The sequence below is a fragment of the Massilimicrobiota sp. mt181 genome (genome assembly GCF_055420065.1).
This window is the reverse complement of the sequence record NZ_JBVAYN010000012.1, coordinates 62565-80892: the sequence shown is the minus strand read 5'-3', so window position 1 is coordinate 80892 and position 18328 is coordinate 62565. Positions and strand designations below refer to the sequence as shown.

At 31.3% G+C, this 18328-nt stretch carries 16 protein-coding genes, 1 tRNA gene and 1 other RNA gene; 16 read left to right on the top strand and 2 right to left on the bottom strand.

Annotation, left to right across the window (positions count from 1 at the left end):
* Positions 1–475: metallophosphoesterase family protein (locus ACZYT4_RS08375; protein WP_463784562.1), on the top strand; the 475-nt coding region annotated here is incomplete at its 5' end.
* 91 nt (positions 476–566) lie between these two features.
* A complete protein-coding gene (locus tag ACZYT4_RS08370; protein WP_463784560.1) occupies positions 567–1106 on the top strand; it encodes a hypothetical protein in 540 nt (179 codons plus the stop codon).
* A gap of 13 nt (positions 1107–1119) precedes the next feature.
* Here ACZYT4_RS08370 and ACZYT4_RS08365 read toward each other — a convergent pair whose 3' ends face one another.
* On the bottom strand, positions 1120–1476 hold the full coding sequence (locus tag ACZYT4_RS08365) for a diacylglycerol kinase family protein (RefSeq protein WP_463784557.1): 357 nt from the start codon (positions 1474–1476) through the stop codon (positions 1120–1122).
* Between the two features lie 106 nt (positions 1477–1582).
* Positions 1583–1659 (bottom strand) — tRNA-Arg (locus ACZYT4_RS08360).
* 190 nt (positions 1660–1849) lie between these two features.
* On the opposite strand from ACZYT4_RS08360, the gene ACZYT4_RS08355 reads away from it, so the two are divergent.
* The 14 genes from ACZYT4_RS08355 to tkt all read left to right on the top strand — a co-directional run bounded on the left by ACZYT4_RS08355 (position 1850) and on the right by tkt (position 18277).
* Entirely contained in the window at positions 1850–2647 is a 798-nt protein-coding gene (locus tag ACZYT4_RS08355; RefSeq protein ID WP_463784555.1) for a hypothetical protein, read from the top strand.
* Positions 2640–3218 (top strand): dipicolinate synthase subunit B, encoded by a 579-nt coding sequence (locus ACZYT4_RS08350; RefSeq protein WP_463784553.1) that lies wholly within the window; start codon positions 2640–2642, stop codon positions 3216–3218. The genes ACZYT4_RS08355 and ACZYT4_RS08350 overlap by 8 nt, the downstream gene beginning before the upstream one ends.
* The gene (dapA, locus tag ACZYT4_RS08345) at positions 3219–4070 is read left to right on the top strand and encodes a 4-hydroxy-tetrahydrodipicolinate synthase (protein WP_463784551.1); all 852 of its coding nucleotides are present in this window, start codon (positions 3219–3221) and stop codon (positions 4068–4070) included.
* 112 nt (positions 4071–4182) lie between these two features.
* The gene (locus ACZYT4_RS08340; protein WP_463784549.1) at positions 4183–5877 is read left to right on the top strand and encodes a ribonuclease J; all 1695 of its coding nucleotides are present in this window, start codon (positions 4183–4185) and stop codon (positions 5875–5877) included.
* Positions 5878–5954: 77 nt separating this feature from the next.
* Positions 5955–8207, top strand: a complete 2253-nt coding sequence (locus tag ACZYT4_RS08335; protein WP_463784546.1) for a DNA translocase FtsK — start codon at positions 5955–5957, stop codon at positions 8205–8207.
* 119 nt (positions 8208–8326) lie between these two features.
* The gene (locus ACZYT4_RS08330; RefSeq protein ID WP_463784544.1) at positions 8327–9436 is read left to right on the top strand and encodes a BMP family lipoprotein; all 1110 of its coding nucleotides are present in this window, start codon (positions 8327–8329) and stop codon (positions 9434–9436) included.
* 127 nt (positions 9437–9563) lie between these two features.
* Positions 9564–11099, top strand: coding sequence for an ABC transporter ATP-binding protein (locus tag ACZYT4_RS08325; protein ID WP_463784541.1), 1536 nt, complete (start codon positions 9564–9566; stop codon positions 11097–11099).
* Entirely contained in the window at positions 11083–12171 is a 1089-nt protein-coding gene (locus tag ACZYT4_RS08320) for an ABC transporter permease (RefSeq protein WP_463784539.1), read from the top strand. Before ACZYT4_RS08325 ends, ACZYT4_RS08320 begins: the two co-directional genes overlap by 17 nt.
* Before the next feature lies 1 nt (position 12172).
* Positions 12173–13120 carry an ABC transporter permease gene (locus tag ACZYT4_RS08315; protein WP_463784538.1) on the top strand — a complete coding sequence of 316 codons (948 nt, stop codon included), beginning with the start codon at positions 12173–12175 and terminating at the stop codon, positions 13118–13120.
* Between the two features lie 78 nt (positions 13121–13198).
* A complete protein-coding gene (yfmF, locus tag ACZYT4_RS08310; RefSeq protein ID WP_463784535.1) occupies positions 13199–14473 on the top strand; it encodes an EF-P 5-aminopentanol modification-associated protein YfmF in 1275 nt (424 codons plus the stop codon).
* Positions 14460–15743 carry an EF-P 5-aminopentanol modification-associated protein YfmH gene (gene yfmH / locus ACZYT4_RS08305; protein ID WP_463784533.1) on the top strand — a complete coding sequence of 428 codons (1284 nt, stop codon included), beginning with the start codon at positions 14460–14462 and terminating at the stop codon, positions 15741–15743. Before yfmF ends, yfmH begins: the two co-directional genes overlap by 14 nt.
* 74 nt (positions 15744–15817) lie before the next feature.
* A non-coding RNA gene (ssrS, locus tag ACZYT4_RS08300) (6S RNA) lies at positions 15818–15978 on the top strand.
* Positions 15979–15994: 16 nt separating this feature from the next.
* Positions 15995–16210, top strand: a complete 216-nt coding sequence (locus ACZYT4_RS08295; RefSeq protein WP_463784530.1) for a DUF896 domain-containing protein — start codon at positions 15995–15997, stop codon at positions 16208–16210.
* Between the two features lie 90 nt (positions 16211–16300).
* The gene (tkt, locus tag ACZYT4_RS08290; RefSeq protein WP_463784527.1) at positions 16301–18277 is read left to right on the top strand and encodes a transketolase; all 1977 of its coding nucleotides are present in this window, start codon (positions 16301–16303) and stop codon (positions 18275–18277) included.
* Positions 18278–18328 lie beyond the last annotated feature (51 nt).

The following is an 18328-nucleotide window of genomic DNA, read 5'->3' as shown; positions in this document are numbered from 1 at the left end:
AAAAATGAAAAAGATTGTAATTATGTCTGATAATCATGGAGATCAGACTATGATTGATTATGTGAAAGAACATGAACCTCATGGAGATTATTATATTCATTGTGGAGATAGTGAAGCCATTGATAAAAGAATTCTTAATGGTTTTATATGTGTTAAAGGAAATAATGATTGGGCTTTGGACTTTCCTAAGGAAGCACGCATCATTGTTGAAGACATTCCTATACTTATAACACATGGGCAATATTTTGGGTATTTTAATCGAGAGCTTGCTATGAATGATTTATTAACAAGACGTCAGTGTCAAATATTAATTTCTGGACACACCCATATGCCAATGTTTCAAAAAGATGGATCTTTCTATTATGTTAATCCAGGTTCTACAACTTTACCTAGAGGTGGTAGTGCAAGAAGTTATGCTGTCTTGACTATTGACCATGGAAAAGTAGATTTTCAGTTAAAAGAAATTGAAAAATGAATATAATTCTTTGGGTGAAAGAATACAAAAGTATATTCAACCAAGGAATTTTTTACAATAACGATAAGTTTATGCTTAAAAAGGAGTCAATATGTCTTATTTCATAATTATCTTTTTGACATTACTGGTGACAACACGTCGTGATATTATGTATGAAAATATCACAGGAGTCTCTGCTTTGCCCCAATATCGTGCTTTGGTTGTTATTTATATCTTGGTTTGTACGTTTTATTTTATGTATCAGATGTTTTCTCATTTTCGACATTTGCATACATATCCGCGTTATGTTCCATATCTTATTTTTCTAACAGCATTATTCATGATAATGGGCGCTTTTTCACCTTATGACAATCAACTGAACTTTATGTCTCAAGTTCATGTTTGGTGTTCGATGCTTGCTTCTTGCTTATTTCTTATTATTTTACAGATTTATACATATCGACTTTCTATAGAAAGTCCTGATATATATTTACATACGCATTCTATTTTTCATGTTGGTTTACAGATGCTAGCCATATTATTTTTAGTATGTGGACGTGTTAATGGTTTAATAGAATTATTATATGTTGTTATGATTTGTACTTATTTGTTTTTGATTGATCGACATCAAAAAAACAAGCTTGGAAAATAATCCTTGCTTGTTTTTAAAAAAAGATTTTAGGAATAAAAATAATCAAACCAATCATAGCTGCAGCAATAGCACTGATTAAAACGGCTCCGGCTGCTGTATCTTTTGCTAATTTAGCTAAAGGATGGAACTCTTGGGTGCATAGATCAACAACAGCTTCGATAGATGTATTGACTAATTCTAAAGATATAACTAGACCAAACAGTAAAATACAAATCAGCCATTCTACATAAGTAATTTGAAATAGAAAACCACATAAAATGACCAACATCATAAATAAAATGTGTATTTTTATATTTCTTTCTTTTTTAATGCAGTTAAAAATGCCTTCAATAGCATAACTTAAACTTTTATAAAATGGATCTTTTTTCATTTCATTATCTCCTTTGAGATTCATTATATCATAGAAAATTAATATTCACTACTTTTATATACTTAAGGATAAATAAAAAAGCCTCAAATATGAGGTTGTTTTCAAATGGCGTCCACGGAGGGATTCGAACCCGCGACCGCACGCTTAGAAGGCGTGTGCTCTATCCAGCTGAGCTACGTAGACATCTTATTTTTGACTGCTCATATATATTAGCATATCATTTTATAACATGCAAGACTTTTTTTACTTTTTTTCATAAAACTGTTTAGTTATGTTTTGTAACTTATATGTTATATTGACTTCATAAGTTTTTTTATGAAGATGATTGTCACCAATTTGCATATTTTTCATATTTTAAAATGAGGTGAAATCAATGCTGTTTTTTATTAATCATGATGATTTGAGAGGTCAAGAACTTATGGAAGAATTAGTCAGAAGACATTATTATGTGACCGATCAAATGAAAGATTTGCGTTATTGTCAATGTATCTATTTAGGATTAAAAGGTTTAGATCGTAAAAACCGTTTATTGTTACATGATGAAACAATTGTAATGAATGAAGATGTTTTCAAACAATTGAGACCACATACTTATATATGGACAATGATCCATAACTCTTATTTAGAAGAATTGTCTCATCAATATCATTTTCAATATTCTGCTTTTTTAGATGATGAGACGTTTGTGGAAAACAATGGCTTTTTGACAGCTGAAGGTGTTATTTCATATTTGATTTCTCATCGACGTTTTCCTATCTTTCAAAGTCAAATTCATGTTTTGGGATATGGACACTGTGGAAAACCACTGGTGAAAGATTTGATTGCCTTGCAGGGTGATGTTTATGTAGGTGTCAGAAATCCACAATTATTGAATGATATTCAAAATATAGGCGGACACCCTTATTTGCTGGAGGATATGGACTTATCACAATGTGATATATTAATTAATACCATACCATCCCAGGTTGTGAAGCCAAAGATATTGGATCAGGCAAAATCATCAATATGTCTTATTGATATTGCCTCATATCCTTATGGAATTGATCATCATTATGCTTTATCCAAAGGAATGTCGAGTGTTATTTTACCATCGATTCCAGGAAAATATGCTTATGGTTATGCGGGAATGATGATGGCTGATTTGATAGAAAGGATGATATCTCGTGCTTAAATTAGGATTTGCTATAACAGGTTCATTTTGCAGTATGGATGATATGTTAGATGTGTTAAATGAAGTATGTCATGATTATGATGTAGAAGTATTTATGACGCCACATGTTCAACAGATGGATACACGTTTTTATTGTCATGATGAGTTAGAAAAGAAAGTCAAAAAGATAACACATAAAGATATTCATACGACTATTCAGGAAGCTGAGGTTTATGGACCAAAAAAGAAATTAGATGCAGTACTGGTCTATCCATGTGATGGAACGACTTTAAATAAATTGGATTTAGGAATTAATGATAATTGTGTAACAATGCTTGTGAAATCTAGTTTACGCAATCAGGTTCCTATTGTATTAGGGGTCTATTCTAATGATATTCTTTCCAATAGTGGTGTGCATCTATTGTCTTTATTTAATAAGAAAAATTATTATTTTGTGCCAATGTTTCAAGACCATTATCTGGCAAAACCACAAAGTATGATAGCTTGTAAGAAAAAGGTTAAAGAAACATTGAAGGCGGCTTTATCTCACCAGCAATATCAGCCATTTTTATTAGGGTATAGGGAGATTTAAATGAAAGAAGTTTTTACAGCATTAGTGACTCCTTTCAACAAGGATCAGTCTATTGATTATTCTGGTTTATATCGTTTAATGGATAAATTGATTCATGAAGGAAACAAATCTTTTTTGTTGTGTGGAACAACTGGAGAAACATCTTCTTTAAAATTAGATGAGAGAAGAGTCCTTGTAGAAAATGTTTTGAAAAAATATCCACAGATTCGTATCATGATTGGGATATCATCTCATAATACTGCAGAAGTCATTAGACATATACAAATGTATAAAGACAATCAGGCTATTTATGCATTTTTGGTTGTTGTTCCTTATTATATCAAACCAAATCAAAGAGGCATACAGAAACATTTCGATTTAATTGCGGCTTCCACATCAAAAAAGATTATGATTTATAATATTCCATCTCGTTGTGGGGTGTCGATAGAACCAGAAACAGTCATTCAATTAGCAAAAAAACATAAAAATATTATCGGTATGAAACAATGTGGGGCTTTAGAAGATATTTCAATAATTAAGAAATCTTTACCGGAATTTAAAATTTATATTGGCGATGATCATCTTTTACTGGAGGCCCTTAAACAAAAAGCTGATGGGATTATTTCAGTCGTTAGTCATATTGATTATCCGTTAGTTGAAAGGATATGTCAAAAAGAAGATGTATTTGATGACAGCTATTTAAAATTATTAAGTCAGTTTCTTTTTATTGAACCAAATCCTGCACCAATCAAGTATATTTTGAGCCAATTGGGATATATTCAAAATATATTAAGAATTCCCTTGGTTGAAATTGATCGTGACTCACAAAAGAAATTATTACCATTAATAGAAAAATATAAGAAAATGATTTGAAGCAATGAAAAGAATATGATATGATAATCGTACTTTTGAAAAAAACTATACACAAAGAACAAACAAAGGTATAATGATATTAGAAAGAAACAAAAAAAGAAAGGGTGAAAAGATGAAAAATGATGTTATCAAATTAATACCTATGGGTGGACAAGCCGAAATGGGTAAAAGTATGTATTGTTTTGAAATTAATGATAAGATTTTTATAATAGATTCAGGTTTTCGTTTTCCTGATTCAGATAAACTAGGTGTTGATATTATTATTCCTAGTTTTACATATTTAGAAGAAAGAGCTGATCAGATTGCTGCAATTATCATTACGCATGGACATGATGATGCTATGGCTGCTTTACCATATTTATTGCAGAGTGTTCATGCGCCTGTGTATGCACCTCGTTTAACAGCTCTTCTTATTAAACAGATGATAGATCGTTTTCAACGTCATAATCCAGTTAAGATTGATTTGGATCTTCATAGTGTTGATAGAAATGCTTCTATTGATATCGCTGGAGTTCCTGTGGAGTTTTTCCCAGTGACACATTCGATTCCTGGAAGTGTGGGAGTTGCACTTTGGACAAGTTATGGCTATCTGGTTTACAGTGGTGAATTTATTATTGATTTTGGGGCACCTCTTGAATTTCAATGTGATATTCAAAAAATGATGGAAATAGGAAAAAAAGGAGTTTTGGCTTTATTGGTTGAATCTTCTGGTGCCAAACATGAGGGTTACACATCTCCAAATCATAAATTAACAAATAAGATTGATCATATTTTTGAAGATAGTAATGAAAGAATCATTATTTCAAGCTATGCGCAGAATGTTTTTAGAACACAAGAAATTATTGATCTTACCAAAAAATATAAACGTCAGATTGTTTTTTATGGACGTGATAAATATGATAATACCAACAGTCTTTTCAGAATTGCTCAAAAATCAAAGAAACCTGTTTTAAAAGTTCCCGACAAATTGTTAGGAGATAAAGATAAGATTGGTAATCCACAATATGATAGCAATTATGTCATTTTATTAAGTGGTAGTCCAAGACGTATCTATCATGACATTTGTGATATTATTGATGGTGGAGATGATTTATTGAAGTTAAGAAAAGGTGATACTTTTATCGTGGCTTCACCTGTTTTACCAGGAACAGAAAAGATTGCAAATAAAGCGCATAATGGTTTATATAAAACAGATGCCCATGTTTATTTATTAAAGAACAAAGATCTTTTTTCAATGCATGCTTCTAAAGAAGATATAAAAGTCATCATTCAAATCTTCAAGCCAAAATATTATATTCCAATGAAAGGTGAATATCAGCATTTTATTTTTAATCAACAGATTGCACATGATATGGGAATTGATGATGACCATATTGTTATTATGGATAATGGTGAAAGAATAACTTTTGAAAAAGGTGAACTGTTGAATACAAGAGATACATATGAAATAGAAGATGTCATGATTGATGGAATTGGTATTGGTGATGTTGGTGAAAAGGTTATTGATGATCGTATTCAATTAGCTAACGATGGTGTTGTTATAGTGGGGCTAACGATTTCAAGAGAGACAAAAGAGATTGTGGCTCAAACAGATTGCCAAAGTAGAGGATTTGTTTATTTAAAAGATTCAGAATATATTATTAAACATATCATTGAAATATGTGAAAAAGTCGTAGGTCAGTTAAAAGAAAATCCACAAATGGAAATAGCTGAAATCAGAAGTATGATGAAAGAACAATCTATGAGATATATTATGAAAGAGACAGGAAAGAAGCCAGTTTTTATTGGTGTTGTTGTCGAAATATAAGCGAGAGAAATCTTGCTTTTTCTTTGCAATAACGCTATATTTTGGTATAATGTTGAAAGTGAAAGAAGGTGAGCATAATGGCAAAAACAAAGCGTTCTAAAAAGTCTAAAAATCAGATTTTAGAAGAAAAATTACGTTTAAGAATTATTGTTTTATTATTAATATTTGCTATTATTGTTTCCGCTTTACGTTTAGGTTTTATAGGTCAAGGACTTCATAATTGCTTTGCCTTTTTAACAGGTAATTTATATGGTGTTGTTTATTTGGCTTTACTTATTTTATGTATATATATTTTATATACTGCTAAAATACCACGTTTTAATGGTCCTGAAGCTATTGGTATTTATGCTGTTTTTGCCAGTATTTTGACAATTGCAACGATTCCCAGTCAACCTCAGGTGAGTGGACTAGGGGTGATTTCTACATATATTCAAAGTCAACAGATGAATAAAGGTGGTTTTATTGGATCATGTCTTTATGGTGTTTTTAGTGCGTTGTTTGAAAGTTTGGGAGCTTTGATTCTTTCGATTGTCATTCTTATTATTGGTTTAGCCTTAATTTTTAGTAAATTGTATTTTAAGAAGAAAATTAAAAAGAAAAAAGAGAAAAAAAGTGAACCGCCAGTACAAACCATTGTTCTTAAAAAGAAATCACATTTTTTTGATTTCTTATCTAAGGATAAGGAAATTCCTTTGTTTCCTGACTCCGTTTTTGAAGATGCGTCTGATGATAAGATTGATCCTGAAATAACCAGTGCTTTTGAATTTAATCAGGATGATATGAAGTTGGATATCAAAGAAAAGCCTGAAAAACCAGTCAAAGAAAAAACGAGACAAAACAATAAACAAAAAGAAAAAGTGGTTCCTAGAAATTTTGATACATCTTCATATCAGTTACCACCATTATCTTTATTGTCAACACAATCAACAAAAAATAGCACGAAAGAAAAAAGTATTGCTTCAAAAAATGCTTCAAGATTAACAAATGTTTTGAAACAGTTTGGTGTCAATGCCACTGTTGAGAATGCTTTTATTGGACCAACTATTACAAAATATGAATTGAAACTAGAAATTGGAACAAGAGTGAATAAAATACTACAATTACAGGATGATATTAAGTTGGCACTGGCGACAGCTGATATTAGAATTGAAGCACCTATTCCTGGTAAACCTTATGTAGGAATTGAAATACCAAATCAAAGTGCTTCTGTGGTTGGATTTAAGGATGTTTTAAAAAGTTTATTATCTAATCAGAAATATCAGGATAATAAGCTAGTTGTGGCATTAGGTAAAGATGTATCAGGAAAGCCTATTTTTGCACAATTGGATAAAATGCCTCATTTACTTATTGCGGGTGCAACGGGTTCTGGAAAATCTGTCTGTGTAAATACGATTATTTCTTCTCTTTTAATGCGTGCTAAACCTGATGAAGTCAAATTGATTCTGGTTGATCCTAAAAAAGTGGAATTGTCCATATATAATGGAATTCCTCATTTATTGGCACCAGTTGTCACTGACCCTAAAAAAGCAGCTGGCGTTTTAAGAGAAGTAGTAGCAGAAATGGAAAGACGTTATGATCTTTTTGCTGGAGTAAATGCCAGAAATATACAAAGTTATAATGATTTTATCAGACATTATAATGCTGATCATACAGAAGAGCAAAAAGAAATTTTGCCATATCATGTGATTATTTTAGATGAGGTGGCAGACTTAATGATGGTTGCCAGCAAAGAAGTTGAAGATTGTATTATGCGTATTTCTCAAATGGCACGTGCAGCTGGGATTCATTTGATTGTAGCGACACAAAGACCTTCAACAGATATTATTACAGGTGTCATCAAAGCCAATATTCCTTCACGAATTGCTTTTGCAGTTTCGTCTAGTATTGATTCGCGTACTATTTTAGATACTTCTGGGGCAGAGAAACTTTTAGGAAAAGGGGATATGCTTTTTTCTCCAATGGGATCTTCGTCTCCGGTTCGTGTTCAAGGATGCTTTGTCAGCGATGATGAAGTTGCTTCTATCGTTCATTATGTTTCTTCTCAGCAGGAAGCTGCTTATGATGATAAATATGTCAATGTTCAGTCTGTTTCTTCTTCACAGACAGGTGATAGTTTTGATGAAGAAGATGAGGAATATGAAAAATGTCGAGAATTTGTTATTCAAGCTCAAAAAGCAAGTACGTCATTACTACAAAGAAAATTTAGAATAGGTTATAATAAAGCAGCACGTATTATTGATCGATTAGAGGAAGAAGGCGTTATTGGTCCTCAATTAGGTAGCAAACCAAGAGAGGTTTATATTCGTCAATATCATGAAGAAGATTTATAAAAAATAAATATTTTAAAAAAGAGAAAATAATGAATATAAAGAGATTTGTTGTTTTCTCTTTTTATTTTGTGAAAATAATGTTAAAATATGGTTAGAATGTTAAAGGAGGAAAACAAGATATGAAAAAAATGTTTGCGTCTTTATTGGCATTATCTATGGTGTTAGTAGGATGTGGTGGTGATGGAGGTGATTCTGCATCTAGTTCAAAGCCTGAAATTGTTATGTTAACTGACAAAGGTACTATTGATGATAAGTCATTCAACCAAGGTACATATGAAGGTGTTAAAGCATATGCAGAGAAAAATGGAATTGACTGTACATACATCAAACCTGTTGATGCAACAACAGATGAATACAACAATTCTATTGATCAGGCTGTAAAATCAGGAGCAAAAGTTGTTGTGTGTCCTGGATATTTATTTGAAGAATCAATCTATATCAAACAAACTGAATACCCTGATGTTAAATTTATTTTAATTGATGGAAACCCACATGATGCAAGTTATGAAGACTATAAAACTGAAAAGAACACAATCGGTATTACTTTCCAAGAAGAACAATCTGGTTATTTAGCTGGATATGCTGCTGTTAAAGATGGTAATACAAGCTTAGGATTCATGGGTGGACAAGCAGTACCTGCTGTTATGAACTTTGGATATGGTTATGTTCAAGGTGCTAATGATGCTGCTAAAGAATTAGGTATTACAGTCAAAATGAAATATCATTATACAGGTGGATTTAGTGCAACTCCTGAAATTCAAACAAAAGCTTCTTCATGGTATAAAGATGGAGTAACTATTGTATTTGGATGTGGTGGTTCTGTAGGAAACTCTGTTATGGCTGCTGCTGAAGCTAGTAATCCTGCAGGAAAAGTTATTGGTGTTGACGTTGATCAATCTTCTGAATCTGATACAGTTGTCACTTCTGCATATAAAAGATTAGGTGATGCTGTTCAAAAAGCACTAGAATCTATTTATAGTGGTGATTTCGATAAAACTGATGATACAAGTATCCAATTTAGAGGTGGACAAAATATTGTTTTAGGTGCTAAAGATGGAGATGTTGGGTTACCTTTAGAAACTTCTAAATTCGATAAATTTACTGAAGCTGATTATAATGCAATTTATGATAAAATTGTTGATGGTTCTGTAACAATTAAAAATAATAAAGATGCTGAATCTCCAAATGATTTAAATTGTTCAAATGTAGACTTAACAATAGAAAATTAATTGAAATACTTAAGGCTTGAAATTCATAATTTTCAAGCCTTATTTTCAAATATATTTTATTGTTGTGATTTTATTGAAAATTAAGTTATAATAAATAATGAAGATAAATAGAAAAAGGAGGAAGAAAATGGAAAACGTTATCGAGATGCGACATATTACGAAAGTTTTTCCAGGAATCATTGCAAACGATGACGTGACTATTGAATTAAGAAAAGGTGAAATTCATGCACTACTAGGGGAAAATGGTGCAGGAAAATCAACTTTGATGAGTGTCTTGTTTGGGCTATATCAACCTGAAAAGGGAGAAATTTTAAAGAATGGTCATGTTGTTCAAATTAATAATCCTAATGATGCAAATAACTTGGGAATTGGAATGGTTCACCAACATTTTAAATTAGTTCATAATTTTACTGTTTTAGAAAATATCGTTTTAGGTGCCGAAGATACAAAACATGGTTTCCTTTATATGAAAAATGCTCGAAAAAAAGTAGAAGAAATTTCTCAACGTTATAATTTAAAAGTTGACTGTGATGCATTGATTAGTGATATTACTGTGGGAATGCAACAACGTGTTGAAATTATTAAGATGCTGTATCGTGACAATGAAGTTTTAATCTTTGATGAACCTACTGCAGTTTTAACACCACAGGAAATTGAAGAGCTTATGCAAATTATGAGAGATTTAGCAAAAGAAGGTAAATCTATTTTATTTATTACGCATAAGTTAAATGAAATTAAAGAAGTGGCTGATCGTTGCACTGTACTTAGAAAGGGTAAATACATTGGAACAATTGATGTTGCCACAACAACTAAAGAAGAAATGTCTGAAATGATGGTTGGACGAAAAATCAATTTAACAACTGAAAAAACTGAATCACACCCAACAGATGATATTTTGGTTGTAAAAAATCTTTCAGTAAGTAAAAAAGGACATAAAAATCCAGTAAATAATATCAGTTTTTCTGTAAGAAAGGGAGAAATTGTTTGTATAGCTGGTATAGATGGTAATGGTCAAACAGAACTTGTACAAGCTATTACAGGATTGATGCCTATTTTAAATGGGACTATATTGTTAAATGGAAAAGATATCACACATGCTTCAATACGACAGAGAAATGTGAGTGGTATATCACATATCCCTGAAGATAGACATAAACATGGACTTATTTTGGATTATCCTCTTTCTTATAATTTGGTTTTACAAAGATATTTTGAACCTCAGTTTTCACAGCATGGATTTTTGAAATTTGAAGAAATTGAAAAATATTCTGAAAAATTGATTGAACAATATGATATAAGAAGTGGTCAAGGTTCAAAAACAATTGCTAGAAGTATGTCTGGTGGTAACCAACAAAAAGCAATTATCGCTAGAGAGATTGATAAAAATCCTGATTGTTTAATTGCTGTACAACCAACAAGAGGTTTGGATGTAGGAGCTATTGAATATATTCATAAGCAAATTATTCGTGAAAGAGATGAGGGAAAAGCTGTTTTATTAGTTTCTTTAGAGTTAGATGAAGTTATGAATTTATCTGATAGAATTTTAGTTATATATGAAGGTGAAATTGTTGGAGAATTTAATCCTAAAGAAATTACAGTACAAGAATTAGGACTTTATATGGCAGGAAGTAAGAGAGGTGATACAAATGAAAAAGCTGTTTAAATCTGAAGCATCACTTAATTTTGCATCTTCTGTCACAGCAATTATTGCTGGATTAATTATAGGATTAATTGTTATTATTATTGCTAATCCATCAAATGCATTGAATGGTTTTTTAACTTTAATTCAAGGTGGCTTTAGTAATGGAACAAGAGGAATTGGACAAGTTTTGAATAATGCAACGCCTATTATTTTAACTGGTTTATCAGTGGGATTTGCTTTTAAAACAGGACTTTTTAACATTGGAACTCCTGGACAGTTTGTTGTTGGGGCATTTGTAGCTATTTATATTGGTGTAGAATGGACTTTTCTTCCTGGTGCTATTCATTGGCTGGTTGCTATTATCTTTGCGGCATTAGCTGGAGCATTATGGGGATGTGTTCCGGGAATTATGAAAGCCTATTTAAATGTTAATGAAGTTATTGCTTCGATTATTATGAATTATATTGGAATGTATACAGTTAATTATATTGTTCCATTAACAGTATTTAATATTAATAAAAATGAAACATTACCAGTTGCCTCAAGTGCTGTCATTCCACAATTTGGCATTGAACATCTCATTCCAAATGTGAATGGAGGTATAGTTATTGCGATTATTCTCGTTATTGTTATTCATATCATTCTCAACAAATCTGTACTTGGTTATGAATTGAAGGCTTGTGGTTTTAATCGTGATGCGAGTAAGTATGCTGGTATTAATGCTAAACAAAAAATTGTTTGCTCTATGATGATCGCAGGAGCATTAGCTGGTATTGGTGGTGCTTTGGTTTATTTAGGTGGAACTGGAAAATGTTTGGCAGTTGTAGATACTTTAGCACCTGAAGGATTTAATGGTATAGCTGTTGCTTTATTAGGTCTTTCTAGTCCTTTTGGTATTTTAGCAGCTGGATTATTTATTGCTCATTTAACAATTGGTGGTTCATTAATGCAAATTTATGGATTTATTCCACAAATTGTTGATATTATTATAGCAATTATTATTTATTTCTCAGCTTTTGCACTTATGGTTAAAGGTATTATAGCAAATGGTTTCCATTTTAAGAAGAAACCTAAAGTAAAGGAGGGACAATAATATGAGTGATATTTTATTCTTATTTCAACAGACAATGTTCTTCTTTATTCCACTTTTAATTGTTGCATTGGGTGGTTTATTCTCTGAACGTAGTGGTATTATTAATATTGCGTTAGAGGGTATGATGATTATTGGAGCATTTGCAGGAATCTTTTTCATTCACTTTTTTCAAGAGGCAATGGATCCACAAATTTGTTTGTTGATTGCTTTACTCATTGCTGGTTTATCTGGAACATTATTTGCTTTATTCCATGCGATTGCCTCTATTAATATGAAAGCCGATCAAACAATTAGTGGTACTGCATTGAATATGTTTGCACCTGCATTTTGTATATTTGTTGCTAGATTAGTTCAACAAACACAACAGGTTGAATTTTCTAATACATTTAGAATTACAAAAGTTCCAGTTCTTGGAGATATTCCATTTATTGGAGAGTTCCTTTTCCAAAATACATATATTACAAACTTTTTAGGAATTCTTATTTTGATTTTGTCATGGCTGATTTTATATAAAACACGTTTTGGACTTAGATTACGTTCTTGTGGTGAATTACCACAAGCAGCTGATAGTGCTGGTATTAATGTTTATAAAATTCGTTATGCAGGAACACTTATTTCAGGATTCTTAGCTGGTATGGGTGGATTAATATTTATTGTTCCTACAAGTACAAACTTTAATGCAGATGTTGCTGGTTATGGATTCTTGGCATTAGCAGTATTAATTTTTGGTCAATGGAAGCCTTGGCATATTGCTGGAGCAGCTTTCTTCTTTGGTTTTATGAAAACTATTGCTTCTGCTGGTTTGCCATTCCTAGCTTCGTTATCTATTCCAAATTATTTTTATAAAATTACACCATATGTAGCAACACTTATTGTATTAGCTTTTACATCTAAAAATTCTGCTGCACCACGTGCAGAAGGAGAGCCGTTTGATAAAGGTAAACGTTAAGATCAAGAGAATCTCTTGGTCTTTTTTATTTTATTTTGTAAAAAAATGAGTATAATATATATGTAATTGGAGGTATTTATGGAAAACATCTATCAAATGTCTGGATATACATTACATCTTATTCCAACAAAAAAATTTAAAACAATCACAATTTCATTAAGGCTACAAAGCCCATTATTGAAAGAAACAACAACTATCAGAACATTATTAACATTTGTTTTGATTGCTGCTACAAAAAAATATCCATCCACAAAGCAATTGGCTGCTTATTTAGATGAGAATTATGGAGCAAGTTTATCAACACATGTCTCAACAAAAGGGAAGTCACAAATTATCAATATCAATACAAGCTTTGTGAATGATAAGTTTTTGCCTACAAAAGAAAATTTATTGGAGAAACAATTACAGCTATTAAATGATTTATTTTATGATCCTTGTATCATCCAAGATGCTTTTGATGAAGTTATTGTACAACTCAAAAAAAAGGAATTAAAAGAAAAATTACAAGCAAACAAGGATGATAAATTCTCTTACTCACTTGATAAATTGTTTGAATACATGGGGAGAGACCAGGTTTTAGGAATTCCTAGCACTGGATATGAAAATGAGATTCAAGATATAACAGCATCACAACTTTATCAATATTTGTTAAAATGTATTCGTGGAGATGTGAAACATGTTTATGTTGTTGGTGATTTTCAGGAAAATATAGTTGAGATTTTTCAGGAAAATCTACAGTTTCCACAAAATCAGCAAAATTATTTATCGTCTTATACTTTTGAAAGTCCAAGAGCTGAAGTCTTAGAAGTGATAGAAAAGCAGGATATTACACAATCAAAATTAAATCTTGGATATACAATTGATTGTGATTTTACTTCAAAAAATCATTATGCTTTTACTGTCTTTAATGCTCTTTTTGGTGGTTTTTCTCAATCAAGATTATTTCAGGTTGTGAGGGAACAAAATAGTCTTTGTTATTATATTTCATCAAGCTATGATGCTTTTAATGGTGTTATGCTTGTTAATGCTGGAATTGAGGCACAAGATTATCAAAAAACACTCAACTTAATTGAACAGCAACTTAGTGATTTGAAAAATGGTCATATTCAAGATGAAGAAATAGCTATTGCAAAAATGATGCTGAAAAATGCATTGAAAAAAACCAATGATGAAGCGAGCAGCATGATTGCTTTGGCATATAATCGTGATATCACTGGTATTCATGAAACAAATGAAGAATATATTGAAAAATTGATGAATGTAACTTTAGAAGAAATTGTTCAAGTGGCTCAAAACGTAAAGCTTGATACAATTTACTTCCTTACAGGAAAGGAGTTCCATGAAAATTATTAAATATCCGAATTTACAGGAAACACTTTACTTTGAAGAAATGGAAAATGGATTAAAAGTTTATCTTTTACCTAAAGAGGGATTTTCTAAAACGTATGGTTTATTTACAACACGTTTTGGATCTGTTGATACAACTTTTGTTCCTCTACATGAACAAGAAATGATAAAAGTTCCTGATGGCATTGCTCATTTTCTAGAACATAAAATGTTTGAAATGGAAGATGGAGATGCCAGCACTAAATTTGCACGATTAGGAGCGAATACGAATGCTTTTACCTCTTCATCAAGAACTGCTTATTTGTTTAGTGCAACAAGTCATGAAAAAGAATGTATAGAGTTATTGCTTGATTTTGTTCAAGATATATACTTGACAGATGAAAATATCGAAAAAGAAAAAGGAATCATTAATCAGGAAATTGGTATGTATGATGATGATCCTGATTGGCGTTGCTATTTTGGAAGTATACAAAATTTATATCAAAAACATCCTGTAAAAATTGATATTGCAGGAACAGTAGAGACAGTTTCGCAAATTGATAAAAGCACTTTAGAAAAATGCTATCATACTTTTTATCATCCAAGTAATATGATGCTGTTTGTTGTAGGGAATATTGATTCTCAGGAAATTATGCCGTTTATTCGTGAAAATCAAAATGCCAAAACATTTGAAAAAGCGAATGCTATTGAAAGAATGAAAGTAGAAGAACCTTTGGCTATTGATAAAAAAGAAGATGTGCTTTATATGGATGTTACGATGCCTAAAATGATTGTTTCATTAAAAATTAATGATATTCCAATCAATCCTCAAGAGCGTCTAAAACGTGAACTATCAATGAATCTTTTATTGGATATTTTCTTTGCAAAAAGTTCTTCTTTATATGAAGAATGGATGAAGGAAGAGTTAATTAACGATAGCTTTAGTGCACAGTTTACTCAAGAGAGAGATTATTCTTTCTTGCAGATAGGGGGAGATTCACTCTATCCTGAAAAACTAAAAAACAAAATTCAAGATTTTATTTCTCATTTTGCTGAATATGACTTTAATGAAAAAGATTTCTTGCGTTTAAAGAAAAAAACAATGGGAATCTTAATTTCAGTTTTTAACAGTCCTGAAAGTATTGCAAATATTTTTAGTCGTTATTACTTTGAAGGAATTATGATATTTGATTTAATTGATTGTCTCAATGAATTAACAATTGAAGATTTGGAACAATTAAGGCCACTATTTGATATTCAATATGCTAGTTCGTTTATGATTCTTCCACAAAAATAAGTCGATTTTATGAAGACATTTTAGATATTGAAAGATTTATCTATTTACACAAATGATTTTTATGTTATAATGTGAGTGACCTAAGAGACATATGTATTTCCTACACTATAGATAAGGGAATCTGATTGTTGCTTTGTGGTGTTGAAAACCTATCTTGAATAGGGATCCTAAAACAAAGCACAAGATACCCACCTGCATATACCAGGGATTAATCTAAAAAACTCTTAGGTTTTTCTTTTTGAGGAGGAAATATGAGTAAAATAAGTGATGAAATGATTAATGAAATTAATGCCTTAGCAAGAAAAAGTAAAGCTGAAGGTTTAAATGATGAAGAAAAGAAACGTCAACAGGAATTGAGAAAAGAATATCTACGTATTTTTAGACAAGGTTTTAAACAACAGTTAGATCATGTCAAAGTAGTAGATGCAACTGGAAAGGATATAACACCTCGTAAACAGAAAAATTAAAGAAATCTCGAATTATGTTAATTCATGTTTGATATTGCATTTTTTTTGTGTATAATGTTAGTGTGTGTTATAAGGAGGAATAATGAGATAATGAATCAATCTGAGTTATCAATTGCAACTATTAGAGCGCTTGGAATAGATATGATTAATAAAGCGAATTCTGGGCATCCTGGTATGGTTCTAGGATCTGCACCAGCTTTATACTCTTTATTTACAACAGAGTTAAAAATCTTTCCAGCACATTCGCATTGGATGAATCGTGATCGTTTTGTTTTGGCAAGTGGACATGCTTCATCATTGTTATATAGTTTATTACATTTATCTGGTTTTGATTTATCAATTGAGGATTTGAAAGCTTTTAGACAGTGGGAAAGTCGTACACCTGGACATCCAGAAGTTGAGATGACTGATGGTGTAGATGCTTCAAGTGGGCCATTAGGTCAAGGTATTCCTATGGCAGTAGGAATGGCTATGGCTGAAGCTTTTCTTGCTTCAAGATACAATAAAGATGATTTTCATATCATTGATCATTATACATATGTACTTTGTGGTGATGGTGATATGCAGGAAGGTGTGACATATGAAGCTTCTTCTTTAGCTGGGCATCTTTCATTAGGAAAATTAATTGTCCTTTATGATTCTAATCATGTCACTTTAGATGGACCTTTAAATTATTCATTTAGTGAAGATGTAAAAAAGAGATATGAATCTATGAATTGGCAAGTTATTTGTGTTCAGGATGGAAATGATTACGAAGCTATTCATAAAGCAATTAAAAAGGCCAAAAAAGAAATTTATAAACCAACTTTGATTATTGTTGACACAGTTATAGGGTATGGATCAAAATTCCAAGGAACAAATCAAGTTCATGGTTCTCCGCTAGGTGAGGAAGATGGACAATATGCAAAAAATCATTATGGTTTCAATTACAAAGAAAAATTCTTTGTTCCAGAGGAAGTTTATGATGACTTTAAGAAAAATGTTTTCAATCGTGGTAAACGTTTATATAATAAATGGAATAAAATGATTGATTCATATAAAACTGAATATCCTGATTTATATCAGGAATTATTCTCAAATATAAATGACGAATATACACTTGATATTAATGAATTCATAAAAGCATATCAGGATGGAATGAGTGAAGCAACACGTTCTACAAGTGAAAAGCTAATTAATGAAGTTGCAAGACAAAATCCAACTTTTATGTCAGGTACTGCTGATTTGGCTTCATCTACAAAAACAATTATTAAAGATGCAGAACGTTTCAGTTGTGAAAATTATAGTGGACGTAATTTGTTCTTCGGTATTCGTGAATTTGCTATGGTAGCTATTATGAATGGTATGACATTGCATAAAGGTATTAAAGTTGCAGCTGGTGGATTTATGGTCTTTAGTGATTATTTTAAAGCAGCTTTAAGAATGTCTTGTTTAATGAAGTTACCAATCATTTTACCACTATCTCACGATTCTATTGCTGTTGGTGAAGATGGTCCAACACATCAACCTGTTGAACAGTTGGCTATGTTGAGATCTATGCCTAATATTCAGGTTATTCGAGCTGCTGATGCTTACGAAATGGCAGGAGCATGGAAAAAAGCTATTGAAACAACTGATAGACCTACAGCTTTGATTTTGACAAGACAAAATGTTACAAACTTCACACATGCAACATACAACGATGTTTGCCATGGTGCTTATATTGTATCAAAAGAACAAAATCAATTAGATGGTATCTTAATTGCCACAGGAAGTGAAGTTGAGTTAGCAGTCAAAGCTCAGAAGGTTTTATTAAATAAAGGATATGATGTCCGTGTTGTATCAATGCCATCAATGGAATTATTTGATATGCAGGATGAATCATATAAAGAATCTGTATTGCCAAAAGAAAATCGTAAACGTTTAGCTATTGAAATGGCAAGTGATTTTGGTTGGCATAAATATGTTGGATTAGATGGAAAAGTTATTTCTGTTAATCAATTTGGTGCTAGTGCCCCAGCAAATGTTATTATTGAAAAATATGGATTTACTGTTGACAATATTGTAGATACATTTTTATCACTTTAAAAAGAATCAGAACTGATTCTTTTTTTTTGACAAATATTTTCATATAAATCA